Genomic DNA, 23,360 nt, shown 5'->3' with positions numbered 1-23,360 from the left:
GGGATGGAATTGCCGAATCCGGTGCAGGCCGAACAGGGTCACCTGACGACGTTCTACGCCGCGCTCGACACCGAGCGCGAGCGGGCCGAGCAGCGCAAGCAGGACGAGCAACTGGTCCAGACCCGCAACGCGCAGGCACTCCACCAGCGCGACGGCCGGATCCGCGACCTGAACGCGCGGCTGGCCCGGCTGAACGCGGCCGAGGAGGGACTGTACTTCGGCCGGCTGGACGCGGCCGACGGTGAGATCCTGCACCTCGGCCGGATCGGGTTGCACGACGACGACTACGAATCCCTGCTGGTGGACTGGCGCGCGCCCGCCGCCCGCCCGTTCTACATCGCGACCGCGGTGGCGAACGAGGGCGTCGTCCGGCGCCGGCACATCCAGACCCGGCTGCGCAAGGTGATCGACGTCCAGGACGAGCAACTCGACCTGGGCCGGACCGCGGCCGACCCGTCCAAGCCCGGCACCGGCGTGATCGGCGAGGCTGTCCTGCTGAAGGCGCTGGACGCGCGGCGGACCGGCCAGATGGAGTCGATCGTGCAGACGATCCAGGCCGACCAGGACCGGATCATCCGCTCCGAGCTGCCCGGAATCCTGGTCGTCCAGGGCGGTCCCGGCACCGGCAAGACCGCGATCGCGCTGCACCGGGCGGCATTTCTCCTTTACACCCACCGGGAACAACTGGAAAAGCGCGGAATTCTGGTGGTCGGGCCGAATGCGGCGTTCCTGCGGTTCATCGGCCAGGTGCTGCCGTCGCTCGGCGAGGACGGCGTACGTCTGGTCACCGTCGCCGAGCTGTACCCGAGCCTGACCGCGACCCGCCCGGAGACGGCCGAGAGCGCCGAGGTGAAGGGCCGGCTGGTGATGGCCGACGTGATCGCGAAGGCCGTCGACGACCGCGAGTGGATCCCGGAGCGCCCCGTCCACGTCACCGTCGACCGGACCGTGCTGCGTCTCGATCCGCAGGTGTGCCTGGAGATCCGCGAGCGGGCTCGGGCGCGGAATCTCACCCACAACCAGGCTCGTCCGTTCTTCCGGACCGAGATGGTCGACCACCTGACCAATCAGTACGCCGACCTGGTCGCCACCGACCCGTACGACGGAGAGAACCTGCTCGACGAGTACGAGCTCTCGGAGCTGCGCAAGGAGGTCCTGGCCGAGCCGGCCGTGCAGGCGCTCCTCGACCAACTCTGGCCGCTGCTCAGCCCACAGAAGCTGCTCGAGAACCTGTACGGCGACGAGGACCGGCTGGCGCTGGCCGCGCCGCAACTGAGCGAGCTCGACCGCGAACATTTGCTGCGGTACGGCGCCGACTGGAGTCCGTCCGACGTACCCCTGCTCGACGAGGCCGCCGAGTTGCTCGGCGATGACGGGAGCGAGGCGGCTCGCGAACGGGCGGCCCGGGCGCGCGCGATCGCTTATGCGCAAGGGGCACTGGACGTCCTGAGCGGCTCGGGGTCGACCGACTTCGACGACGACGATGACGCGGAGATCCTGACCGCGAAGGACATCCTCGACGCCGAGGCGCTGGCCGAACGCTACGAGGCGGACGACGATCGCACGCTCGCGGACCGGGCCGCGGCGGACCGGCGCTGGACGTACGGGCACGTGATCGTGGACGAGGCGCAGGAGCTCTCACCGATGGCGTGGCGGGCGATCGCGCGTCGCTGCCCGCTGCGTTCGATGACTGTGGTCGGCGACGTCGCGCAGACCGGATCGATCGGTGGCGGGACGAGTTGGTCGGCCGCGCTCGGCGAAACGTTCGGCGATCGCTGGCGGCTGGCCGAGCTGACGCTCAACTACCGCACACCGGCCGAGGTCATGGACCTGGCCAGTGACGTCCTGCACGAGGTCGACCCGTCGGCGAAGGCGCCGCAGTCGGTGCGCTCGACCGACGTGAAACCGTGGCACGCCGACATCTCAGCGTCCGACCAGGCCTTGTACGTCCACAAGGTCGCCGCCGAGGAGTCGGCGTACGGGCAGGTCGGGATCATCACGTCGCGCAGCCGGCTCGAGCTCGTCCACGAAGCGGTCGCCGACCTCGACGTCACCGTCCTGAGCGCCCGCGAAGCCAAGGGCCTCGAGTTCGACTCGGTCCTGGTCGTCGACCCCGACGGCATCGTGATCGAGTCGCCGCGGGGTCTGCGTGACCTGTACGTCGCTCTGACCCGGTGCACCCAACGACTCGGGGTCATCGGCGAGCTTCCCGACGTACTGCGGGATTCCGACGCGTGGGACGTACGGCGCTGAGCCAGGTCAGTCCTTCTTGGGGTGGCGGCCGAACAGCCGCGCGAAGTTGACGTCGTAGCCCCAGCCGAGCACCTTCGGCGTGAACAGCCGAGGCTCGGCGGGGTTCCACCAGCGTGACCTGGTCCGGTCCAGCGTCGGGCGTCGCCAGTCGTACGGGATGCCCAGGAACTTGCCTGTCCTATCGCCCACACCCCGACGGTAGCTCGCCGTTCAGTGTTGCACCGGATGTTCTCCCGGTGAACCCGACCCATGGACAGCGCACAGGGACAAGGCTTCAATGGGGCGATCCACGAACGGAGAACCGAATCCACACGCACCGTATTGATGCCGACCGCAACGGAGTCCTGTGACTCGGACCGTGTGGGTCTGCATCGTGGCGGCGGTGGTGACCGTCGCCGCCGCAGGAGTCTTCTGGCTGTCGACCGGCCAACCCGATCGTTCTCCGTCCGCACAGGCCAGTAGCACCCCGACACGCACGGAACCGCCACCGACAGCGCCGACGACTGCACACCTTCGGTATGTGTTTCCGGTTGGGGGGTGTCGGGGGGATGCTTCGCAGAGTCATCATGACTATCCGGCGTCGGACATCTTTGCGAAGGTCGGGTGCAGGTTTGTGTCGCCTGTCGATGGGTGGGTGGACGAGGTGACGCGGGTGGATGGGTGGGATGGGAAGACGAATGTGGGGCGGGATCGGGGTGGGTTGTCGGTTTCCGTGGTCGGGGTTGACGGGGTTCGGTACTACGGATCGCATTTGTCGGCGATCGCGGGTGGGATCCGGCCGGGGTTGATGGTGCGGGTCGGGCAGACGTTGGGGCTGACTGGGAAGACCGGGAGTGCTCGTGGGACGCCGCCGCATCTGCATTTCGGGATCAGTTGGCCGACGGCTCCGGGCAAGTGGTGGATCCGGCGTGGAGCCGTGCCGCCACAGGCGTTCCTGGCCAGTTGGCACGGCGGTGGGCAGTTGTCACCTGTCGCGTCGGTTGCCAAGGTCCGGCGTGGGTACGGCGTCGATCGTGGGTGTCGGTCGTACTGCTAACGCGAAGGCGGCGGCCAGGAGGAGGCCGCCGAGCGGCATCAGATCCAGGTTGACGGTGATGACGGCGAAGCCGGCGGCGAGCAGGATCGGGGACCAGATCGGCAGGCGGCGGTCGAGGACGAGGAGAACCGCCAACGCGAGCAATCCGACAAGGAACAACGCGGGTCCGATGGTGGACAGCGGTTCGTAGATGCCGAGGTTGCCCGGCCAGCGGTCGTACTCGTCGCTGATCCGCGACATCCCGGCCCGGTCCTCGGCGCGGAAGCCGACCATGAGGTCGACCAGGATCACCCGGACGAACGCCGCTACGCCCAGCAACCCGACCACCACAGCCACGGCGCCAACTCCCCGTCGCCGGATCAGCTCACCGCGAGCGAGGACAAGCACCACGGCGAACAGCAGCATGCCGGCCAGGAACAGCAGATGCCCAACCGTCCACGCCAGCCCAGGCCCGTGCGAGCCGTCCACCCCGTCGATCAACCGAACGATGCCGTAGGCAACCAGCAGTCCGGCCGCCACCATCCCTGGTCTCGTCATATCTCCAGCGTCGTCACCGTGACGGGCCACCACATCGCCGACGAGAGGGAGCTTCCGGCAACTACTGGTTCGTGGGAGTGATCAGGCCCGTCTCGTACGCCGCGATGACGGCCTGCACCCGGTCGCGAAGGTTGAGCTTCGCGAGGGTGTTGCTGACGTGGGTCTTGACGGTGTGTTCACTGACGGTCAGAGCAGTGGCGATCTCGGCGTTGGACAGACCGCGGCCGAGCAGCACGAGCGTCTCGCGCTCGCGGCTGGTGAGTACGTCGAGCGCGGCGGCCGGCGTACTGCGGGGACGGCTCCGGGTCAGATCGGCAATCAGACGACGGGTGACACTCGGGGCGAGCAAAGACTCGCCGGCCACGACGACGCGAACGGCGTGCACGAGATCGTCGCGCCGTACGTCCTTCAGCAGGAACCCACTCGCCCCGGCATACAACGCGTCGTACACGTAGTCGTCGGAGTCGAAGGTGGTGAGCATGACCACCTTCGACGGAGTACTCGAGCAGATCGTGCGGGCCGCGGCGAGCCCGTCGACGCGCGGCATTCGTACGTCGAGCAGAGCCACGTCCGGCGTCAAAGCTCGGACAAGCTCGATCGCCTCGGCGCCATCGGCCGCCTCGCCGACGACTTCGATATCGGGTTGCGCGTCCAGGATCATCGCGAAGCCGCTGCGGACCAGTTCCTGATCGTCGGCCAGCACCACCCGGATCATGAAACCCCTTCCAGATAAGGCAATCTGGCCCGCACCTCGAACCCACCACCGTCCAGCGGCCCGGCCTCCGCGATCCCACCACAGGCAGTGGCCCGTTCGCGAATCCCGACCAGTCCGTGCCCGCCCGCCGACACCTCGCCGCCGACGCCGTCGTCGGTGATCGACAACTCCAATGCCGAGTCCGACCAGTCCAGCAGTACGGCGACCCGCGTGGCGCGCGCGTGCTTCACCGTGTTCGTCAACGCCTCCTGGACGATCCGATACACCGCGACCTCGGTGTCCGGCGCCATCGGACGTCGTACGCCGGCCTCCTCCAACGACGCCGTACCCGTCACCAGCTCCGGCAGCGAGGCCAGCGTCGGCTGCGGTGCCCGGTCCTCGCCGGCCTTGAGTACGCCGAGCAGCCGCCGGAGCTGCACCATCGCGTCCCGGCCCGCGTCGGCGATCGCGTCGAAGGCCCGTTCGGCGCGGTCCGGATCGGTGCGTACGACGACCGGCCCCGCCTCGGCCTGGACGACCATCAGCGTGACCGCGTGAGCCAGGATGTCGTGCATGTCGCGCGCGACCCGAGCCCTCTCCTCGGCGGCGGCCCGGGCGGCCTCCGACAGGCGTTCCCGCTCGAGTTGGGCGACGCGTTCGCGGTGACTGCGCTCGAGCGATCCGGCCAGGAACGCGGCGACCGGGAGCAGGAAGGTGAACATGAACTCGTCCAGGTCGTTGTGCTTCAGCAGCAGCGACGCCGGCGGGAACGTGACCAGGATGACGACGAGCAGCCCGATCCGCTGCCACCGCTTGTGGCCGAGGCTGGCGAGCGTGTAGATCGCGACCAGGCCGCCGTACTGCAGGTTCTGCCCCGGTCGATGGTGGAGCGAGACCAGCACCGCGGCCGCGCCGACCACGACCATCACCCCGAACGGCCAGCGGCGGCGCCAGAGCAGCGGGATCACGGTGGCCAGGTTGGCGACGACGCCGAGCGTGGTGACGAATCCGGGTTCGCGGTCGATGAACGGCACCGAGGACGCGACGCCGACCGCGAGCACGACGGCGACGTCGATCACCCGATCCCGTGTCCGTGGACCGGGGATACCCAGCCGCTCGAGTCCGCCCATCGCCTCAGTCTGACTCACTCGGGGTCCCGCGGACCTGGCTCCCACGACGGAGATCAGTCCGGCGGACTCCGTCCTACGAGTGAGAGCCGGTGCAGGATCTCGGTCGAGATGGCGGTGTAGCCGAGGGACTCGTACAGCCGGCCGGCGCCGGTCGGGCTGTCGGCATCCACGCCGAGCGAGGACCGTTCGAAGCCGGACTCCTGGCCAACCCGCAGTACGGCGCTCACCGCCGCCCGGGCGAGCCCGCGACCGCGATACTCCCGCCGCGTCCCGACCTGCCCGATCCACACCTCGCGTACGCCGGTCTTCTCGGTGTCGACTGGGAACTCGTAGCCCAGCGCGTACGCCGCGATCCGATCCCCGTCGACGACGATCCGCGACAGCGCCGACCGGAAGTGACGGTTACCGGTGAACCACTTCTTCCAGTCGTCCTCGCTCTTCGGTGCGAATCCCCAGTGGTCCACGAAGATCTCGTTGTGCGCAATCCGGAGTTTCTCGTCGTCGCGCGGATCGAACCCGATCACCGCACAACCGTCGGGCACGGGCGTCAGCGGCACCGGTTGGTCGTCGTACCAGCGCTGCATCAGGCGGAAGTAGCGGACCGGTTCGAGGCCGCGGCTCGCCATCAGGGCGAGAGCGCCGGAGTTGGCGGCCTGGACCTCGACGTCGACCAGGTCAGCGCCGCGCTCGCGAGCACGCCCGACCTGCCAATCGAGCAGCGGACCACCGAGACCTCTCCGCCGCGCTCCGGGATCAACGCCGCCCCTCACCTTCACGATGGCCTGCCCGTCGCGCACTGACGACTCTGGCACGAGGCCGTAACCGGCCAGCCGTCCGTCCAGCCACACGGCGAGCGAGTCGGTGGCATCGTCGAGGGCCTCGGTGATTCCTTCGACAGTCACGTATTCACCGGTCTCGTCGGCTGCGGCGATCGCGTTCGCCACCTCGACCACGGCCGGCACATCCGCAGGCTGGATCGGTCCCGTCGTCACCCCAGCCGGCCAGTCCACGCCGCAACAGTAGAGCGTCAGGACTCCGGGCCGAATACCTGGCGAATCTCGGACTCGCCTTCCCAGCCGGGCCAGGTCCGGCGATGCAGATCCATGAAACGTTTGGTCCAGCGGACGACCTCGTCGCGGGTTGTCACGTCGTAGACCGCGTACGCGCCGAGCGGCAGCGCATCCTCTCGCGGCCCTTCACCGACGGTCAGAGTCCCGGCGCAGACGGCGACCCGGGTAGCGGTTGCCACCGGCAACAGACCGCCCGTGTCGACCAGCACTCCGCTCCGGACCGCCTCCGCGCCGAGTGCGGCGATCCCTTCCGCGAGCTCCGGCGGTGGAAACCCGTAGTCCTCGGCGGCCCGCAGTACGGCGATGAACCGCATCAGCGGGCCCGGCCCTCGCGCAGCATCCCGATCGACTTCTCGATCCGTCGGTCCCGGGTCACATCGGTCTTCGCGGACGTCACCTGCAGCGCGTGCCACTGCTGCTTGCTGTAGCTCAGCGTCTCCCAGAACTCCTTGGCCTTGGCATCCGCCGCCAACGCCGCAGCAAGTTCCTCGGGTACGTCGAGCACCCGCTCGGCCGTGTCGAGTTCGACATCGACCTCCATCACCCCACCGGGTACGACGCCGGCCTCGGTACGACGTTCAGCGCTGAAACCCAGCAGATAGCGGCCACCCATCCGGGCGATCGAGGTGCGAAAGGTGTAGCCGTTGACGGTGACGCTGACCTTCGGGTGACCACCGCCGCCGAGCGCCTCGACGACGTCGGTGGGGATCTCGAAGCCGGCGGTGTTCTTGCCGGTGGACAAGAGTTCGGCAGTGAACTTCATCGGACCTCCTCCGTCCGAGCGTGGAGCATCAGGAGGGTCAACCAGGTCCAGCCGAGGATCACGGCGACGGTGAAACCCAGGTTGCCGGCGGTGGAGCCACCACCGGTGGAGAGGCCGATGAGACTGAGGAAGTAGACGACACCGGTGACCAGCGAGAAGCGGGACCAACCGCGCTCGTTCTGGCGGGCGAACCTCCGGCTGAGCACGAGGCAGGCCACGATCAGGCCGATGAAGCCGATGAATCCGGCGATGACGTGGCCGAACCCGTGCCAACTGACGCTGTCCGGGATCCCAGCCGGCGTACCGATCGGGAAGCCGTCGGCCGGGTCGGCCCGCATCAGGCCGGCGGCGGCGACACCTGCGCCGTACACGAGGATGCCGCCGAAGGCCCAGCGCGATCGGAGACCCGCGCGGCGCAGTGCGAGGGCGCCGACGACGGTGAGCAGGCCGGTCACGACCATCATCGTCGAGTGGATCCAGCCGCCGGTGCCGTTCGCCAGCAGGCTCAGCGAGTGCCTGCGGATGTCGTAGCCGTCGCGGACGATCGCCTCGATGGTGCCGATGCCGACGTACAGCGGGCCGGCGATCGCGCCGGCGAGCAGGAGCGGTGGTGCGGATTGCTTCGTCATGGTCGTCATGGCGGCAAGCCTGGAGCGAACCACTTCAGAAAACCTTTGGAACGCAGGGCACTAGTCTGAGCCGCATGCGTTTCGGCGTACTGGGGCCAGTCACCGCGTGGACCGACGACGGCCAGGCGGTGCGGATCCCTGATCGCAAGGTGCGAGGGCTGCTGGCCGATCTACTGCTGCACGCCGGTCGCCCGGTCGCGGTGACGATGCTCATCGACGATCTGTGGGGCGACGAGCTCCCCGGCAACCCGACCGCGACGCTGCAGACCCGCGTCTCCCAGTTGCGTCGCGCGCTGGAGGACGCCGAGCCGGGTGCACGCGAGCTCGTGCAGACCGGACCGGCCGGCTACCTGATTGCGGTGGCACCCGAAGCGGTCGACTCGGGCCGGTTCCGCGCCCTCGCCACTCGCGCCCGGCAGACCGGTAGCGCCCGGATGCGCGCTGCCACCCTCGCCGACGCGCTCACGCTGTGGCGCGGTCCGGCGTACGCCGACGTGGCGCAGGAAGCGTTCGCCCGGGCAACGATCGACCGGCTCGACGAAGAACGGCTCGCGGTCCAGGAGGCGTACGCCGAGGCGCGCTTCGTGCTGGGTGAGCACGAAGAACTGGTCGCCGAGCTGGCGGAGCTCGTCGCGCGTCACCCATTGCGACAGCGACTGCGCGCCGTACAGATGAAGGCGCTGCATCGGTCTGGGTGGCAAGCCGAGGCGCTGGAGAGCTACGCAGACCTGCGGGTTCGGTTGCGGGACGAGCTCGGGCTCGATCCGAGCGCCGAGCTGGTCGCGCTGCATCAGGAGATCCTGACCGAGGAGCCGTCGGCGAAGGCCCCGGCGAAGAGCAACCTTCCGGCTGAGCTCACGGAACTGATCGGCCGGGATCCGGCGGTCGGCGAAGTGGTGGAGCAGCTCGAGTCGGCGCGGCTGGTGACGCTGACCGGCGCGGGTGGGGTTGGCAAGACGAGCCTCGCGCTCGCGGCCGCTCGCCGCGCCGACTCACCTGATGGCGTCTGGCTCGTCGAGTTGGCCGCACTCGAGCCGGGCGCCGAAGCATCTGCATTGGTCCGGGAGACCGTTGAGCCGGGTGGCGACGTACTTGTTGTCCTCGACAACTGTGAGCACGTGATCGAGTCCGCCGCGGAGGTTGCGACCGAACTCCTGCGCTCGCCGGGTCTGCGGATCCTCGCCACCAGCCGGGAGCCTCTTGGCATCGCGGGCGAGCATCGGCGGCCGGTTCCTCCATTGGAGCTGCCGACGGCTGGCAACGACGCGGCCGGCAGTCCGGCGGTTCAACTGTTCGTCGCGCGGGCCGAGGCTGCCGATCCGCGCTTCCGGCTGACCGCTGACAACACCGACGCCGTCGTTGCATTGTGCCAACGGCTGGATGGTCTGCCATTGGCGCTGGAGCTGGCCGCGAGCCGAGTGGGCGCGATGGACGTCCACGACCTGGTCGACCGCTTCGACGATCGATACCGCCAACGCGGTCTGCCCGATCGGCAGCAGACGTTGTCGGCGATGGTCGAGTGGAGCTGGGACCTGCTCGGCGAACCCGAACGCGCCGTACTTCGCCGCCTCGCACCACATCCCGGCGGATGCACGCTGGCTGCGGCCGAGGCGGTGTGCGCGGGTGACGACGTACCGGTGGCTGAGGTCGCCGAACTGCTGGCCCGACTGGTCGACCGGTCGCTCGTCGTCCGTGTGGACGGTACGTCGGGGTCGCGCTATCGGTTGCTGGAGACGGTCCGCGCGTTCTGTCTGCAGCGGTTGGAGGAGGCCGGCGAGCTCGAAGCGACGCGGCGGCGGTACGAGCGGTACTTCGAGGGATTGGCCCAGCACACCGAGCCGCGGCTGTACGGACACAGCGACCTCTTCGCCTACTTGGGCGGCCTGTACGGCGAGTCCACCCCGCAGCGAGCGCCGTCCACCGCAGCGTTGCGGCCGCGGATCGAGACCGTGGTCTCGCGTGACGGCACACCGATCGTCGTCGAGGTGTACGGCGGCAGCGGTCCGGCGATCGTCCTCGTCGGTGGCGCGCTGAACGACCGGCGGACATTCATTCCGTTGGCGAAGCGGTTGGCCGACGGGTTCACGGTCGCGACGTACGACCGGCGTAGGCGCGGGGACAGTGGCGATGTGCAGCCGTGGGCGGTCGAGCGTGAGTTGGAGGACTTGGCCGCGGTCGTGGACGTCGTGGGAGGTTCGGCGTACGCGCTGGGTGTCTCGACAGGTGCCGTGTTCGCAGCGGAGGCGGCCGCGCAGGGTGTGCCGATCAGCGGGCTGCTGCTGATCGAACCGCCGTTCATCCTCGACGACACCCGATCCGTGCCGGTCGACCTCGCGAGCCGGCTGCAGGAACTGGTCGCGCAGGACCGGTACGGCGACGCGACCGAACTGTTCCTGGTCACGGCGGTGGAGATGCCGGCCGAGGTGGTCGCGCCGTTGCGGAATGCCCCGCTGTGGAAGGACCTCGAGGCGCTGGCGCCGACGCTTGCGTACGACACCCTGCTGATGGACGACTTCACGATCCCGGCGCACTGGGCCACCACGATCACCGTGCCGACGCTGGTCATCGACGGCGGCCAGAGCCGGGAGTGGCGGCGCAACACCGCGCAGATCGTGGCGGACCTGCTGCCGCAGGGCCGGCGGCTGACGATGGACGGTCAACCGCACGATGTCGACCCAGAGGTGCTCGGCCCGATCGTGGCGGAGTTCATCGCTGCGTGTCGAGACGGCCAGGGCGGCTCCGACGTACCGGACGTGTGAGCTGATCGGCAGCTCGACGGACACAGGAGACAGTGTGGCTCAGCCCGTTCTCAACAGCATGTTGCTCGGCAGTGCCGACCCCGACCGGTTGAAGGCCTGGTACCGCGACGGCTTCCACGCGGAGGTCGACGGCTACGGCAACCTGAACCTCGGCGGGTTCGGCCTGGTCATCGAGCCCCGCGACGACGTCGCCGTGAAGACCGCCGAGCCCGGCCGGTGCATCGTGAACTTCGCCGTCGACGACATCGAGGCGACCGCCGCGCACCTGCGCACGCTCGAGGTGGAGTGGCTGGTGCATCCGGAGGATCGCGGCATCGGCTGGTTCGCGACGCTGATCGATCCGGACGGCAACTATGTCCAGCTGATCCAGATGCGGCCGGAGTACTACGCCAACCTCTGACAGGAGAAACGTCCGCACCGGAGCTTGGGGATCCCGGTGCGGACGTGGTTCTCGGTTTCAGGTGGTGCTGTCAGGCGCATGTGTGCAGGGGAGAAACGGCGGCAAGCGAGGGGCAGACTGCCCGCACTCGCTTGCCGCCAAAACCCGATGCCTTCAAGGTGATCGAGGTGAGGTTCTCGACCGGGCCGCGTTTCCGGGTGGGTTGTCTGGTGAGAAACGGAACGCGAGAAGGTACCGGGGGCTTTCTCAGCGGGGTGCTACGTCCCACATGCGCTCGCCGGGCAGGGGGTCGGGGAGTCGGTCCACGGCGGGCATCGGGTCGTTGGTGACCCGAAGTCCGGCGAAGCGACGGCTCATGGCGTGTGCGTACCGTTCGGCCAACGCCGGCTCGGCGTTGTAGTCGGCGATCACGTGCTCACCGAACCAGACTCGGACGCGTCGGCGCTCAGACGTCTGGGTGGCGGTGGCGGTTGTCACTGGTCCTCCTGGCTGTCTTTCGAGATGTGCGGCCTGGGAACGCGGAGCGAGCGCGGTGCCGGTGCGCCGTGTGTTCACCGTCACGTCAGATCCAACGGAGGACGCGGACGCTAAGTCACGGCTCGATCGCGATTTGTCCGGCTGCGGGCAAAACTTTTTCGAGACCGGGCAGGACCCAATTCTTCGAGCAGGTTTTCGACTGTCGTGATCGTTCAGTCGAACGGCCCGCGCACGGAGACGCCGCCGTCCAGCACGACCTGCTGGCCGGTCATGTACGCCGACGCGTCCGAGGCGAGATACACGACGGCAGCGGCCACCTCTTCCGACCTGCCGAACCGGCCCAGCGGGATCTCCTCGACGACCTCCGCGTCCACGTTCGCGTTGGCCACCGCCGTCGCGATCGCACCAGCCGCCGCGACGTTCATGCGGATGCCGTCCCCGGCGTACTCGGCGGCGACCGTCCTGGCCAGGCTGAGCAGTCCGGCCTTCATCACGCCGTACGCCGCTTGTTGCGGTGCGGCCATGAATCCGGTCACCGAGCCGACGCTGACGATGGTGCCGCCGCTGCCCTGGTCGAGGAACACGCGCAGCACCGCCCGGACTGCGCGCGCGACGTACCGGAGGTTGACCTCGTAGATGGTGTCCCAGTCCTCGTCGGCCATCTCGTGCAGCTTGACCGCCGGCACGAACGCGACCTGACCACCGACAACCGTGACGAGGACATCGAGCCCGCCGAGATTTTCGACCGCTCCGGCAACCATCGCCTCGACGTCCTGCAGCGAGCGGACATCCCCGCTCACGGCGTACGCCGTCGCACCGCCCTGCCGCAGCGCCTCGGCCGCCTCTTCGGCCCGGCCGAGGTCGATGTCCGCGACTGTCACCGCGGCTCCCTCGGCCCCGAAAGCCGCACTGACGGCGCGTCCGATCCCGCCGCCGCCTCCACCGATCACCAGTGCTCGTTTGCCGTTCAACTGCATGCCCGCGAGGGTAGATGATCGAGGCGTTCAGATTCACAGGGTTTCCTCAGGAACGACACGCCGGGCTGTCGGAACGACTCCGTACGCTGGAGACGTGACCATCGAAGACGCTGGAACGAAGGCACTGGCGGTCCCTGAAAGAGTGGCCGACGGAGTCGTGCAACCATCCGATCGGGTCCAACCCACCGGCCTCGAGGCTGTCCAGACCGAGCACTTGATCGGCAATGTCGGCGACGCGCTCCGGCTGCTCGACGCGGTCGAGCGAGTCCGCGGCCACGCGCATCCACTCATCCTCGGCCTGCAGGACGCGGTCGGGATGAAGATGCCGGCCGCCCTGATGCTGAACGCGATCGCGAACGGCCGCCGCACCGCCGACGACGTGGCGGAACAGGTCGGGACGACGCCGGGCGAGGCGGAGCTGGCGATCGCCGAGCTCGAGGCCCTCGGCATGGTCCGGACCAACCCGCAGCTCGCGGTGACGTCGCTGGGCCAGGCGCGGCTGTCTCAGCTGGATGGTCTGACGGTCCGCGTTCTCGACGTGATCACAGGGATTCTCGGCCCTACCGACGCGGCCCACCTGGTCCGCCTCCTGCACACCGTTGCCGACGGCCTCGAATCCGCAGCCGTCACGGCCACCGTCACGCAGGCGATCCCCCAGGCGGCTCTGCACAACTGAGGTCGCCGCGGTGTCGAAGAGCCGTCGACAGCCTCGACGTACCTGATGTCAGGGAGTCAACAAGGAGGTTCGAGATGTTCAAGGACACCAAGGCGTTCAGCGGGTTCTCCGTGGACGACATCGCGACCGCGAGGGAGTTCTACGGCAGCACGCTGGGCCTGACCGTCGGCGAGGAGAACGGGATGCTGCAGCTGCAGATCGCGGGCGGCATTCCGATCCTCGTCTACCCGAAGCAGGATCACGTGCCGGCCGAGTACACCGTGCTCAACTTCCCGGTCGACGACATCACCGCGACCGCACGTGAGCTGACGAATCGCGGCGTCACGTTCGAGCGGTACAACGACGACCAGGACGAACTCGGCATCTACCGCGGCGTCGGCCCACTCATCGCCTGGTTCAAGGACCCAGCGGGCAACGTCTTGTCGATCATTCAGGAATGAGGGATCGGGTCGTCGTACTGACCTAGGCGGCCCTTGTAGCGGACGTCGTTCAGGTACGGCCAGGCGTACGCCGTGCAGCCGTGTAGACCAAGGGTTTGCTGCTGCATGACCGGTGCCGGCTGGCCGGGTCCCGGGCAGAGCTCGTGGCCGCGGCCGAGCCGGTGCCCGGTCTCGTGGTTGATCATGTACTGCCGGTACGTCGTCAGCGGTGCACCGAAGTTCGGTACGCCGTGCACCCAGCGGGCGACGTTCAGCACAACGCGATCCCCGATCCGGCAACTGGTGTAGCGATCCGGCGCGGCACCACAGATCGTGTCGCGCGTCTCCGGCGTCACGAGCATCAGCTTGAAGTCCGGCGTCTCGCCCGGCCCGACCTGCCGGAATTGCCATTGCCCTTGTGACGTCCAGCCTTGCGGAGCGCCGTACGTCGCCCGCACGAACTGCGCCAGCGCAGTGCGATCGATCCCCTTGATGCCACCCTCGATCGCGATCTGGAACGTCAGCAAGGTCCCGGCCCGCCCGATCACCGCCGGACTCGCAGGCAGAACGGCGTATGACTGCGTCCCGCGCATCGGGTAAGTGATCACCGGCTTCGGCGTGGCCGGCACGGGCGTCTCACCAGGTGCGGCTGTTGTGGACAGCTGGGGTACGACGCCCTGCGCGGACGACTGCGCGGTCTCAGTTCCCGGCTTGGACGGGTAGCCGTGGCGGGCGAACGGGCTGGCCGGCAGCTCGTACAGGGCCCCGATCGCGACCACCACCGCGGCGGCCAACCCGATCGTCCTGACAACACTCCAGCGGCGCATCCGGTGAGCTCCTCACGACACCCCGGCGGGCGTCTTCTCACTCTCCTCTTGCCACTGTGCCCCGAAACCCTTCTCCATCCACGGGTGGAACCAGATCCGCAGGTTTTGATACGGCCGTGTTAGTTTACTCTGAAGAAGCACGCACGTATCAAAAAGGAGTCTTCGATGAGACGCTGGACCGCAGGCGTCGCCGCTGCGACCCTGCTGACCGCCACGCCGGTGGTCGCTCGGGCCGCGCCGACCGGCGCCGAACTGACCGCTGACGTGAACCGCGACGGACTGCTGACCCGCGCCGACGACGCCGGCAAGGACACCTGGACCGGAGCCCGCGGTGCGATCTTCCTGCCCAACCTGGACGACGACCAGCGCCGCTGCACGGTGGACCCGGCCGACCTGGACAAGCCCGGCCGGGCGGTCGACGAGAAGCTTGCCGCCTGCAACGATGCGGCCGACGACCGGATCAACGGTGCACGTGATGCGGCCGACCTGGCCCCACTCCGAATCGATGCCCAGCGCAACCTGTCCGGCGATGCGTCCGCAAGCATCACGATCCGGCTGGTGGGACGACAATCTGCCGTACCCGGACGGCGTTCCGGGTGAGTGGCAACCCTTCGCGACGAGCTTGCGCAAGGCAACGGCATCGACGGACGCGCGACTGCGGTTCGTCAGGGGTACGCCGAGGGGCTGGAAGGACATGTGGCTGCAGGACACCTTCGAGCCGGCGACCGCGAGTATGCCGGCGGTCGGCGGGCCGCACACGATGCGCATCCTGATCCGCTCCGGCAACGTCTGGGAGGTCGGCGGCGTCGACACCCCGCGCCCGGCCGGCCGGTTGCTCTACCGCGACGTGCGCGGCCCGGATGTCGGCATCGTTCAGGAACTGAGCAAGACCGCATCCGCCGGCCTCGACGACCTGCTGAACATGGGGGGCAACCTCGAGTCACTACCGCCGTACGACGGGTACCCACACGGGCGGATCGTCTACGGGTCGGGCGAGCGGCATCCGGATCCGAGGTTCATCACGATGGTGACGAGCCAGGGGTACCAGCCGCCGGTGGTGATCGACACGTCGTGGCTGATCGTCGGGCATGCGGACGAGACGACTCACGTGGTCCGCGCGAACAACGAGCGCGGCTGGACACTCGCGGTCGCCGATCCGCGACTCGCGGTGAAGCTGTTGCGGGATGTGGAACGCCAGGGCGAAGGCGATCAACGGTTGTTCGCGGACACGAACTCGTCGTCGAAGCCGACCGTCGACCAGGTCCTCAGTACCAGACTGGCGGACAACGAGGCCGCGGCCGAGCACATCGACGAGCAGCTGAAGATCTTGCTGAAGGCAACCGGTCTGCGCCCTGATGAACTGGTCCGCCTGCCGGTGATGTTCGAGCGAGTGCCTGGGTTCGGACTGCTGAGGGCGATGACGCCGGGCCTGGTCAACGGACTGTCGCTGACCGACCGGCAGTTCGCGGCACCGGACCCGCACGGGCCCAAGCTCGGCGAGCGGGACGTCTTCCGGCAGGCGACCGAACGAGCACTCGGCCGGAACGGCGTCCGCGTGCAGTGGGTCGAGGCTTCCTCTGGGCACACCTCGGCGGCGGTGAGGTGCATTGCTCCACGAACGCGCTCCGCGACACCAGCCGGGCGACGCCGTGGTGGGTCAGCGGGTCAGGTGCAGGCGCAGTGCCGGGTAGCGGGACTCGCTGAAGCCGAGCTCTCGGTAGAGCTCGATGCCCAGGTCGGTCGCGTGCAGCTCGACCACGCCGATAGGGGTCTCGTCGCGGAACCAGTCCATCAGTGCGCCGACGCAGGCCCGCGCCAGGCCGCGGCGCCGGAAGTCCGGCTCGGTACTGACGTTGTACAGGTGACCGCGGTATGTGGTGAGGTCTTTCGGACCCGGCGGGTGGACAAGTACGTCGCCCGCCGCGCACGCGACCACACCGGCTGCCGGATCGTCCACGACGTACGCCGCGAACGTGTCCGGGGCCGCGAGCCGCTCGGCGAACCAGGCCAGCGCGATCGGCCGCCACGGAGCGTCCGGTCCGCCGATGTCGGTGCCCATCGCGGCGAGCATCAGTCCACGGAGGCGGACCAGTGCCTCCGCGTCGTCCGGCTTCGCCCGTCGTACCTGAATGTCGGTCATCTGGAAGATCATGCCAACTTTTTGCCGCCCGGGTGAATCGAAGGAAATGGACGCGCACCGGGGACGCGTCCACCCGTCCTGCCGTCGACCGACGAGTGGAGCCCATGTCGAGCAGCAGAGCCCGCCGCGCCGCTGGTTCCACCCGCGCCCGGAGGGCGAGGCCCCGCCGGCACACCTCGGTTGCCGCTGCCTGTCTGGCGGTCCTCGGCGCGCTCCTGCCGGGGACGGCGTACCTGGTCGCCCGCCGGTTCCGCCTCGGTACCGCGGTGACGCTGCTCAGCCTCGCCGGGTACGCCGCAGCGGCGTACGTCGGCCTGAAGCGCCGCGACGACGTGATCGCGTGGGCCCTCGACCCGACCCTGCTGCTGTGGATGGTCGCCGGCCTGGCTGCGGTCGCCCTCCTGTGGGTGGTCGTCCTGGTCACGTCGTACAAGATGTTGCGGCCGCTGGCCGCGGGGCCGGGTGCGCGGATGTTCGGGTCGCTGGTGATCGGACTGGTGTGCTTCGGCATGGCGGCCAGTACGGCGATGGGCGCGGAGACGCTGATGGCGCAGCGCAGCCTGGTCCAGAAGGTGTTCGGCGGGGAGGAGTCGAAGAGCCAGACCCGGCCGACGATCACCGCGAAGAAGAACGTCTGGGACCAGTTGCCGCGGCTCAACATCCTGCTGCTCGGCGCGGACGACGGCGCGGACCGGGACGGCGCGCGGACCGACACCGTCATCGTGGCCAGCATCGACACCAAGACCGGTGACACCGCGCTGATCTCGCTGACCCGGAACTTCATGCGGATGCCGTTCCCGGCCGACTCGCCGCTGCACGAGAAGTATCCGACCGGGTTCTGGGATCCGAAGCTGGGCGACACCGAGCAGTCGAACTTCTACCTGGACGCGATGTACCGGATGATCCCGCAGAAGTACCCCGGCATCCTCGGTCCGTCGGACAACGAAGGGGCCGACGTCCTCAAGGTGTCGGTGGGCGAGGCGGTCGGGCTGAAGCTGCACTACTACGTGCAGATCAACGTCATCGGATTCTCGCAACTCGTCCAGGCGCTCGGTGGGATCAAGGTCAACATCAACTACCCGGTCCCGGTCGGGGGCGACGACGACAAGAAGATCCCGCCGAGCCGGTACCTGCAGCCCGGCCCGGATCGCGAGCTGGGCGGCTTCGACGCGATGTGGTTCGCCCGCGGCCGGTACCGCGTGCCGGGCGCGGACCTCGCCCGGCAGGCCCGGCAGCGCTGCACGATCAAGGCGATCGTCGAGCGTGCGACCCCGCAGAACGTGCTCGCCAACTACCAGTCGATCGCGAAGGCCGGCGAGCAGCTGATCCGGACCGACATCCCGCAGAAGCTGCTGCCGGAGTTCGTCACGCTCGGCCAGCGGGTGAAGTCGGCGAAGATCACCAACATCGATCTGGACAAGAAGAAGAACTTCCCGAACGGGCGCAACCCGAACTACGCGGGGATGCGCGAGATCATCAAGCGCGCCCTGAACCCGGCGGCGGCCCCCAAGCCGCACCCGACGACGACGGCACCGTCTCGCAAGTCGACTGGCAAGCCGACGACCACCAAGACCACTCCCGGGGATCTGGCGGACGACTGCGCCTACCACCCGACCAGCTGAGACCCGGCGGTCAGGCGTAGCGGACGCCGAGGCCGCCGTCGACGGCCCAGTTGGCGCCGGTGACGAACGCGGCGGCTTCGGAGGCGAGGAAGCAGACCACCTCGGCGACGTTCTCCGGCGTACCGATCCGGCCGAGCGGGTGGACGCCGAGCGCCTTCTCGCGTTCGCCCGGGATCGTGTCGAAGAACTCCTCGAGCAGGTCGGTGCCGATGTAGCCCGGACTGACCGCGTTCACCCGGACGTTGTGCTCGGCAACATCCAGCGCGAGTGACCGGGTCATCCCGACCAGGCCGGACTTCGCCGCGGCGTACGGGAACATCCCCGCGGTGGTCAGCTGCGAGTGGATCGACGCGATGTTGACGATCGACCCGTGCCGGTTCGCGATCATGGCCGGGAGCACCTGCCGAGCCATCAGCCAGGCGCCCTTCAGGTCCACGTCGAACACGCTGTCCCACTCGTCCACGGTCATCTTGGTCGCATCGGCGTACGCGTTCTTGCCGGCGTTGTTCACCAGCACGGTGACCGGCTGCCCGAGGTCGTTCGTGAGCTTGTCCACCGCGTGGCGCACGGAGGCTTCGTCGGTGATGTCCCCCACCGCGGCCGCGGCCTTCGCCCCGGACTCCTGCAGTTCGGCGGTCGTCGCGGTCAGCTGATCCGCGAGTACGTCGACCAGCCCCACGGCCGCGCCCTCGGCAGCCGCCTTCACCGCCACCGCCCGCCCGATCCCGCGAGCAGCCCCGGTCACCAGCACAACTTCGTTCGCCAACCGTCCAGTCAAAACAGTCTCCTCACATTTACCCGTCCCCCGACCCTAATCCGCGCACGGCGGAGGCGGCGGCGACCTGCGCATAGTGGACAGCCATGGGTTGGGGCATGGGTTGCCGTAGGAGGACCAGTTGGTGGTAGAGGGGAGCGGTTGCGGTCATGACGATCTGGTGGGGGTCGGTTGATGGGGGGACCTCGCCTCGGGTGATGGCTCGGCGTACGACGGTTTCCGTGCGGGTGTAGCGGTCGGTCCAGAAGTTGGTGAGGGCTTCGGCGGCTTCCGGCGTACGGAAGGAGGCGGCGATCACCGCTTGAGTGACGGACGGGCGGACGGTGAGCGCGGCGAACACCTCGCGGTTGATCTCGATCAGGTCGCCCTCGAGCGAGCCCGTGTCGGCAGGAGCCCAGGCATCGTCCGCGCCTGCCTGAAGCAGGTCGACGAGCAGACCCGCGACGGTCTTCCACCGGCGATAGACAGTCGTCCGATGTACGCCGGACCGCGCCGCGACCGCATCGATCGTCACCCCGTCGTACCCGTGCTCGGCCAGCTCGATCTCGACCGCCGCGAGCACGTCCGACCGCACCCGCGCCGTCCGCCCGCCCGGCCTGCTTGCGCGTTCCGCATCCGTCATGGCATCATCTTAATGCAACATTCGTCGCATTAGTGGAGGACGCCAGTGATCTTCTGACCCGCCGTTCGCAGTCCAACGAACCCGCGAGCACGTCAGGAGATCCGGATGTCTACCCAGCTGTCCCTGCACGATGTCACCAAGTCCTACGACCACCGAATGGTGCTCGACCAGGTCATCTGCGCGTTCCCACCGGGCCAGGTCAGCGGCCTGATCGGCGAGAACGGCTCCGGCAAGTCGACGATGCTGCGGCTCCTGGCCGGCCTCGAGCAGCCGACGGACGGCATGGTCACCGCGGCCGGCAGCATCGGCTACCTGGCCCAGGACAACCCGCTGCCGCTCGACCTCGACGTCAACGCGCTCGCCGACCACGCCCTGGCCGACCTGCGCCGGATCGAATCACGGATGCGCGAACTGGAGCACCTTCTCGCCGCGGGTCGCATCGACCTCCTGGACGAGTACGGCGAGCTCCAGACCGTGTTCGAGCTCCGCGAGGGGTACGACGCGGATGCGCGATTCGCCCGCGCGACCCACGGACTCGGGCTGAGCACCATCCCAGACGACCGCCGCCTGTCGGAACTGTCCGGCGGCGAACTAGCGCGCTTGCACCTGGCCGCAGTACTCGCCTCCTCCCCGGAAATCCTGCTGCTGGACGAACCGACGAACCACCTGGACGTCTCGGCCGCCACTTGGCTGGAGGGCCACCTCCGAGCGAGGCGCAGTACGACGGTCGTCGTCTCGCACGACCGCGCGTTCCTGGAGCGGGTCGCGTCGACGCTGTTCGAGGTCGACGGCGACACGCATCGAGTCACCCGGTACGGCAACGGCTACCAGGGCTACCTCACCGAGAAGACGGCCGAGCGAGCCCGCCTCGAGCAGACCCGCCGGCAGTGGGAGGACGACGTCGCGGCGATGCGCGTGACTGTCCGAACCACGGCCGACCGGGTCTCGCACCACGGGACGATCAAGGACAACAACAAGGTCGCGTACGACCGGGCGACCGGCCGGGTGAACGAGGCCGAGCGGAGCAAGATCCGCAACGCGAAGGAACGCCTACGTCGTCTGGAAGAGGACCCGCCACCGGTGCCGGCGAAACCGCTGAGGTTCACTCCGTCCCTCCGTACGACGGGTTCGGCCGCCGGCCTGGACGCGGTCGGTGTCTCGGTCGAGGATCGGCTGCTGCCCATCTCGGCAGAGATCCCGGCCCGCGGCCGTTTGCTGATCACCGGTCCGAACGGCGTCGGCAAGTCCACCTTGCTGGATGTCCTCGCCGGGGAGTTGCAGCCTGACTCCGGGTACGTCGAACGCCGCGGCCGGATCGGCTACCTCCGGCAAGAGGTCATCGAGCCACGGCCCGACGACACCCTCCGGTCCGCACTGGCTCGCCATCCAGGCGCTGCCGGCCTGGGTTTGTTCCGCCAAGACCAACTGCAGACCCGGATCGGCGCCCTGTCGACCGGTCAGCGCCGACGGCTGACATTGGCTCGACTGCTGACCACGCCGTACGACGTACTGCTGCTCGACGAACCCACCAACCACCTGTCGCTCGTCCTGGTGGAGGAGCTGGAAGCGGCGCTCGATCGCTACGCCGGTGCGCTCGTCGTGGTCAGCCACGACCGCCGGTTCAGCTCCCGCTGGCGCGGAGCCGTTCTCGACCTGAAGGAGAACTGCCTTGTCACTCACTGAGTACACCGTCGCCGAGCCGAACGAGGGCCCGTACGGCGTCACCGTTGTCGACGGCGCGGTGTGGACGACGCTGGTCCACTCCGGTGTCGTCGCGCGCCTTTCGCGCTCTTCGGAACAAGCACCGGCCAGATTCGATCTCGATGCACCTGGGTCGCGGCCGAGTGTGATCGTGCCAGGACCCGACGGTGGCGTCTGGTTCACCCGCAACGGCGACGACCACGTCGGCCGGATCGATGCTGCAGGCAACATTTCGGCGGTTGCGGCGATCGGGGCGCCGTACGGCCTGTGCGCGGGACCGGACGACGCGTTGTGGTGCACGTTGATGAACACGGATCAGTTGGCTCGCATCACGGTCGACGGCGACGTGACGACGTATCCGATCGGAACCAGCGGCGGGTTCCCGGCGATGATCACGGCCGCCGACGAGCTGTGGTTCACGCTCAACCAAAGCAACGCGATCGGCCGGATGACCACGGGTGGCTCGGTCACCACCTATCCGCTGCCGACGGCGGCCGCAGGACCGGTCGGGATCAGCGCCGGACCTGACGCAGTGTGGTTCGTTGAAATCATTGGGGGGCAGGCCGGCCGGATCACGGCGGACGGGACTATCGAGGAGTTCCCGCTCCCCGAAGGATCGAAGCCCCACGCAGTCGTGGCGACCGACGACGGCGGCTGCTGGATCACCTTGTGGGGTGCGTCCGCCCTGGCCCAACTCGATGCCAACGGCAACCTCATCACCCAGGTCCCGCTGGGCGACGGCTCCGAGCCGCACGGTCTGGCGGTCGACGTCGACGGCTCGGTCTGGACAGCTCTGGAGACGGGCACTCTCGCGCACTTTCAGAGGACGCCGGTGTAGGTCAGAGCGAACGTGGCACACGGGATCAGGAACAACGACGCGAGCACGATGATCCCCTTGAACGACTGCCGCGGACCGATCAGCTTCGGGTACGCCGCAACCAGGACCGGGACCATCACCAACTCCAGCAGGAGCATGCTGCGCGGGATGATCGTGCCGGTCGCGGCCAGCACCACCGAGAGCGTCGCCGCTGCGATCCAGGCGCCGTACCCGATCAGGTACGTCGTCCGCCCGCCGAAGCGGACCGCGATCGTGTGATAGCCGGCGGCTCGGTCCGCGTCCAGGTCGGCGAGAGTCGTGGGGAGGTAGAGGCCGACTGCGGCGAGTGTTCCCTGCAGGCCCATCAGCCAGGGGAAGTCGCCGAGATCGGGGTTGATCGCGGCCCAGCCGGCGAGCGGTCCGAAAGCGCCGAGGGCGAGGGCGTTGACCGCGACGTCGAAACCGGCGCGGGTCTTCAGACGGATCGGCGGGACGCTGTAGGCGTACCCGAGGAGCACTGCCAGCAGGACCCCGAGCGCGAACACCACGCCGACATGCAGGCTGACCCCGACGGCCGCGACCGCAGCTGCGAACGCGAGGCGCTTGGCCGCCCGCAGGGTGATCCGTCCGTTGAGGAGCGGGGAGTTCGCCTTGCGTGGGTTGAGGCGGTCGCTGGGCAGGTCGTACGCGTCGTTCACAGCCAGCACCGCAAGCCACACCAGCGGGCCCATGACCACCGCACCGACAATCAGCCGAGGCCACTCCTCGAGCGGCGGCACCAGGCGGTGCGTCGCGAGCAGGATGCCCACGTAGTACGGAACCACCGACACAGCCCAGAAGGCGGGCCGCCCCACCGCAATGACATCCCGAACCCTGGGCCCAACCGTCCGAACTGCCACCGACGTGGTCACACCTTCACTGTCCACCCACCCCGGCCCACCACACCTCCACCCGAGGAGTGAACCCCCTCACGCCTACGAGTGACTGTGTCGGATCCCACGCAGCCGACTGCGCTCCTTCGTCGCGTGCTCCGCGG

At 68.6% G+C, this 23,360-nt stretch carries 25 protein-coding genes and 1 pseudogene; 11 read left to right on the top strand and 15 right to left on the bottom strand.

Annotated features, from left to right (window positions below; all coding sequences use genetic code 11):
• The first annotated feature begins 3 nt into the window (after positions 1 to 3).
• Positions 4 to 2,253, top strand: coding sequence for a HelD family protein (locus tag E0H75_RS05160; RefSeq protein WP_131511838.1), 2,250 nt, complete (start codon positions 4 to 6; stop codon positions 2,251 to 2,253).
• A 6-nt stretch (positions 2,254 to 2,259) separates the two neighbouring features.
• Here E0H75_RS05160 and E0H75_RS05155 read toward each other — a convergent pair whose 3' ends face one another.
• On the bottom strand, positions 2,260 to 2,442 hold the full coding sequence (locus E0H75_RS05155; RefSeq protein WP_131511837.1) for a DUF5808 domain-containing protein: 183 nt from the start codon (positions 2,440 to 2,442) through the stop codon (positions 2,260 to 2,262).
• Between the two features lie 157 nt (positions 2,443 to 2,599).
• On the opposite strand from E0H75_RS05155, the gene E0H75_RS44910 reads away from it, so the two are divergent.
• Positions 2,600 to 3,289, top strand: coding sequence for a M23 family metallopeptidase (locus E0H75_RS44910; RefSeq protein ID WP_420323277.1), 690 nt, complete (start codon positions 2,600 to 2,602; stop codon positions 3,287 to 3,289).
• Here the strand turns inward: E0H75_RS44910 and E0H75_RS05145 are convergent.
• From E0H75_RS05145 to E0H75_RS05115, 7 genes are all read right to left on the bottom strand, one after another.
• Complete coding sequence (locus E0H75_RS05145) at positions 3,218 to 3,826, bottom strand: hypothetical protein (RefSeq protein ID WP_131511836.1); 609 nt, start codon at positions 3,824 to 3,826, stop codon at positions 3,218 to 3,220. The genes E0H75_RS44910 and E0H75_RS05145 overlap by 72 nt on opposite strands.
• Positions 3,827 to 3,887: 61 nt before the next feature.
• Positions 3,888 to 4,541, bottom strand: coding sequence for a response regulator (locus E0H75_RS05140; protein ID WP_131511835.1), 654 nt, complete (start codon positions 4,539 to 4,541; stop codon positions 3,888 to 3,890).
• Positions 4,538 to 5,668: a sensor histidine kinase gene (locus E0H75_RS05135; RefSeq protein WP_202872824.1), complete on the bottom strand. Its 1,131-nt coding sequence runs from the start codon at positions 5,666 to 5,668 to the stop codon at positions 4,538 to 4,540. The genes E0H75_RS05140 and E0H75_RS05135 overlap by 4 nt, the downstream gene beginning before the upstream one ends.
• Positions 5,669 to 5,703: 35 nt before the next feature.
• The gene (locus E0H75_RS05130) at positions 5,704 to 6,660 is read right to left on the bottom strand and encodes a GNAT family N-acetyltransferase (protein ID WP_131511834.1); all 957 of its coding nucleotides are present in this window, start codon (positions 6,658 to 6,660) and stop codon (positions 5,704 to 5,706) included.
• A gap of 17 nt (positions 6,661 to 6,677) precedes the next feature.
• Positions 6,678 to 7,034, bottom strand: coding sequence for a YciI family protein (locus E0H75_RS05125; RefSeq protein WP_131511833.1), 357 nt, complete (start codon positions 7,032 to 7,034; stop codon positions 6,678 to 6,680).
• The gene (locus tag E0H75_RS05120; RefSeq protein WP_131511832.1) at positions 7,034 to 7,483 is read right to left on the bottom strand and encodes a YdeI/OmpD-associated family protein; all 450 of its coding nucleotides are present in this window, start codon (positions 7,481 to 7,483) and stop codon (positions 7,034 to 7,036) included. Before E0H75_RS05120 ends, E0H75_RS05125 begins: the two co-directional genes overlap by 1 nt.
• Complete coding sequence (locus tag E0H75_RS05115) at positions 7,480 to 8,121, bottom strand: DUF998 domain-containing protein (RefSeq protein ID WP_131511831.1); 642 nt, start codon at positions 8,119 to 8,121, stop codon at positions 7,480 to 7,482. Before E0H75_RS05115 ends, E0H75_RS05120 begins: the two co-directional genes overlap by 4 nt.
• Before the next feature lie 65 nt (positions 8,122 to 8,186).
• On the opposite strand from E0H75_RS05115, the gene E0H75_RS05110 reads away from it, so the two are divergent.
• Together E0H75_RS05110 and E0H75_RS05105 are read left to right on the top strand one after the other, a co-directional pair.
• A complete protein-coding gene (locus tag E0H75_RS05110; RefSeq protein WP_131511830.1) occupies positions 8,187 to 10,871 on the top strand; it encodes a BTAD domain-containing putative transcriptional regulator in 2,685 nt (894 codons plus the stop codon).
• 34 nt (positions 10,872 to 10,905) lie between these two features.
• Complete coding sequence (locus E0H75_RS05105) at positions 10,906 to 11,271, top strand: VOC family protein (RefSeq protein ID WP_238162837.1); 366 nt, start codon at positions 10,906 to 10,908, stop codon at positions 11,269 to 11,271.
• A 246-nt stretch (positions 11,272 to 11,517) separates the two neighbouring features.
• Here E0H75_RS05105 and E0H75_RS05100 read toward each other — a convergent pair whose 3' ends face one another.
• The gene (locus E0H75_RS05100; protein ID WP_012924486.1) at positions 11,518 to 11,748 is read right to left on the bottom strand and encodes a hypothetical protein; all 231 of its coding nucleotides are present in this window, start codon (positions 11,746 to 11,748) and stop codon (positions 11,518 to 11,520) included.
• A 212-nt stretch (positions 11,749 to 11,960) separates the two neighbouring features.
• On the bottom strand, positions 11,961 to 12,725 hold the full coding sequence (locus tag E0H75_RS05095) for an SDR family NAD(P)-dependent oxidoreductase (protein WP_131511829.1): 765 nt from the start codon (positions 12,723 to 12,725) through the stop codon (positions 11,961 to 11,963).
• Between the two features lie 94 nt (positions 12,726 to 12,819).
• On the opposite strand from E0H75_RS05095, the gene E0H75_RS05090 reads away from it, so the two are divergent.
• Both E0H75_RS05090 and E0H75_RS05085 read left to right on the top strand, forming a co-directional pair.
• Positions 12,820 to 13,401, top strand: a complete 582-nt coding sequence (locus tag E0H75_RS05090) for a MarR family transcriptional regulator (protein ID WP_131511828.1) — start codon at positions 12,820 to 12,822, stop codon at positions 13,399 to 13,401.
• Positions 13,402 to 13,475: 74 nt separating this feature from the next.
• Entirely contained in the window at positions 13,476 to 13,841 is a 366-nt protein-coding gene (locus tag E0H75_RS05085; protein WP_131511827.1) for a VOC family protein, read from the top strand.
• Here the strand turns inward: E0H75_RS05085 and E0H75_RS05080 are convergent.
• A complete protein-coding gene (locus E0H75_RS05080; protein WP_238162836.1) occupies positions 13,832 to 14,647 on the bottom strand; it encodes a DUF3152 domain-containing protein in 816 nt (271 codons plus the stop codon). The two genes, E0H75_RS05085 and E0H75_RS05080, sit on opposite strands and share 10 nt — an antisense overlap.
• Positions 14,648 to 14,812: 165 nt before the next feature.
• Between E0H75_RS05080 and E0H75_RS42905 the strand changes: the two genes are divergently transcribed.
• Entirely contained in the window at positions 14,813 to 15,247 is a 435-nt protein-coding gene (locus E0H75_RS42905; protein WP_165553455.1) for a hypothetical protein, read from the top strand.
• Positions 15,153 to 16,223: pseudogene (locus E0H75_RS43920) on the top strand (protein-arginine deiminase family protein); the annotation flags it as partial. The gene E0H75_RS42905 and the pseudogene E0H75_RS43920, both read left to right, overlap by 95 nt.
• 81 nt (positions 16,224 to 16,304) lie before the next feature.
• Here the strand turns inward: E0H75_RS43920 and E0H75_RS05070 are convergent.
• Entirely contained in the window at positions 16,305 to 16,706 is a 402-nt protein-coding gene (locus E0H75_RS05070; protein WP_238162927.1) for a GNAT family N-acetyltransferase, read from the bottom strand.
• Positions 16,707 to 16,891: 185 nt separating this feature from the next.
• Between E0H75_RS05070 and E0H75_RS05065 the strand changes: the two genes are divergently transcribed.
• Positions 16,892 to 18,409 (top strand): LCP family protein, encoded by a 1,518-nt coding sequence (locus E0H75_RS05065; protein WP_131511825.1) that lies wholly within the window; start codon positions 16,892 to 16,894, stop codon positions 18,407 to 18,409.
• A gap of 10 nt (positions 18,410 to 18,419) precedes the next feature.
• Here E0H75_RS05065 and E0H75_RS05060 read toward each other — a convergent pair whose 3' ends face one another.
• Positions 18,420 to 19,175: an SDR family NAD(P)-dependent oxidoreductase gene (locus E0H75_RS05060; protein WP_238162835.1), complete on the bottom strand. Its 756-nt coding sequence runs from the start codon at positions 19,173 to 19,175 to the stop codon at positions 18,420 to 18,422.
• Positions 19,176 to 19,203: 28 nt separating this feature from the next.
• Positions 19,204 to 19,806, bottom strand: coding sequence for a TetR/AcrR family transcriptional regulator (locus E0H75_RS05055; protein WP_131511823.1), 603 nt, complete (start codon positions 19,804 to 19,806; stop codon positions 19,204 to 19,206).
• 105 nt (positions 19,807 to 19,911) lie between these two features.
• Between E0H75_RS05055 and E0H75_RS05050 the strand changes: the two genes are divergently transcribed.
• Both E0H75_RS05050 and E0H75_RS05045 read left to right on the top strand, forming a co-directional pair.
• Entirely contained in the window at positions 19,912 to 21,489 is a 1,578-nt protein-coding gene (locus E0H75_RS05050; RefSeq protein ID WP_131511822.1) for an ABC-F family ATP-binding cassette domain-containing protein, read from the top strand.
• A complete protein-coding gene (locus E0H75_RS05045) occupies positions 21,476 to 22,345 on the top strand; it encodes a Vgb family protein (protein WP_131511821.1) in 870 nt (289 codons plus the stop codon). Before E0H75_RS05050 ends, E0H75_RS05045 begins: the two co-directional genes overlap by 14 nt.
• Here E0H75_RS05045 and E0H75_RS05040 read toward each other — a convergent pair.
• Entirely contained in the window at positions 22,327 to 23,148 is an 822-nt protein-coding gene (locus E0H75_RS05040; protein ID WP_238162834.1) for a UbiA prenyltransferase family protein, read from the bottom strand. The two genes, E0H75_RS05045 and E0H75_RS05040, sit on opposite strands and share 19 nt — an antisense overlap.
• Positions 23,149 to 23,360 lie beyond the last annotated feature (212 nt).

The organism is Kribbella capetownensis (assembly GCF_004331485.1).
Classification (GTDB): domain Bacteria; phylum Actinomycetota; class Actinomycetes; order Propionibacteriales; family Kribbellaceae; genus Kribbella; species Kribbella capetownensis.
Note: the sequence above shows the minus strand (reverse complement) of the source record. Positions and strands in the feature narration are given on the sequence as shown.

What these genes read in the sequence shown, in the direction of transcription:
- E0H75_RS05160 (WP_131511838.1), top strand. Translation starts at nt 4, where the DNA reads ATGGAATTGCCGAATCCGGTGCAGGCCGAACAGGGTCACCTGACGACG.
- E0H75_RS05145 (WP_131511836.1), bottom strand. Translation starts at nt 3,826, where the DNA reads ATGACGAGACCAGGGATGGTGGCGGCCGGACTGCTGGTTGCCTACGGC.
- E0H75_RS05140 (WP_131511835.1), bottom strand. Translation starts at nt 4,541, where the DNA reads ATGATCCGGGTGGTGCTGGCCGACGATCAGGAACTGGTCCGCAGCGGC.
- E0H75_RS05125 (WP_131511833.1), bottom strand. Translation starts at nt 7,034, where the DNA reads ATGCGGTTCATCGCCGTACTGCGGGCCGCCGAGGACTACGGGTTTCCA.
- E0H75_RS05120 (WP_131511832.1), bottom strand. Translation starts at nt 7,483, where the DNA reads ATGAAGTTCACTGCCGAACTCTTGTCCACCGGCAAGAACACCGCCGGC.
- E0H75_RS05115 (WP_131511831.1), bottom strand. Translation starts at nt 8,121, where the DNA reads ATGACGACCATGACGAAGCAATCCGCACCACCGCTCCTGCTCGCCGGC.
- E0H75_RS05110 (WP_131511830.1), top strand. Translation starts at nt 8,187, where the DNA reads ATGCGTTTCGGCGTACTGGGGCCAGTCACCGCGTGGACCGACGACGGC.
- E0H75_RS05095 (WP_131511829.1), bottom strand. Translation starts at nt 12,725, where the DNA reads ATGCAGTTGAACGGCAAACGAGCACTGGTGATCGGTGGAGGCGGCGGC.
- E0H75_RS05085 (WP_131511827.1), top strand. Translation starts at nt 13,476, where the DNA reads ATGTTCAAGGACACCAAGGCGTTCAGCGGGTTCTCCGTGGACGACATC.
- E0H75_RS05080 (WP_238162836.1), bottom strand. Translation starts at nt 14,647, where the DNA reads ATGCGCCGCTGGAGTGTTGTCAGGACGATCGGGTTGGCCGCCGCGGTG.
- E0H75_RS42905 (WP_165553455.1), top strand. Translation starts at nt 14,813, where the DNA reads ATGAGACGCTGGACCGCAGGCGTCGCCGCTGCGACCCTGCTGACCGCC.
- E0H75_RS05070 (WP_238162927.1), bottom strand. Translation starts at nt 16,706, where the DNA reads ATGGGCACCGACATCGGCGGACCGGACGCTCCGTGGCGGCCGATCGCG.
- E0H75_RS05065 (WP_131511825.1), top strand. Translation starts at nt 16,892, where the DNA reads ATGTCGAGCAGCAGAGCCCGCCGCGCCGCTGGTTCCACCCGCGCCCGG.
- E0H75_RS05055 (WP_131511823.1), bottom strand. Translation starts at nt 19,806, where the DNA reads ATGACGGATGCGGAACGCGCAAGCAGGCCGGGCGGGCGGACGGCGCGG.
- E0H75_RS05050 (WP_131511822.1), top strand. Translation starts at nt 19,912, where the DNA reads ATGTCTACCCAGCTGTCCCTGCACGATGTCACCAAGTCCTACGACCAC.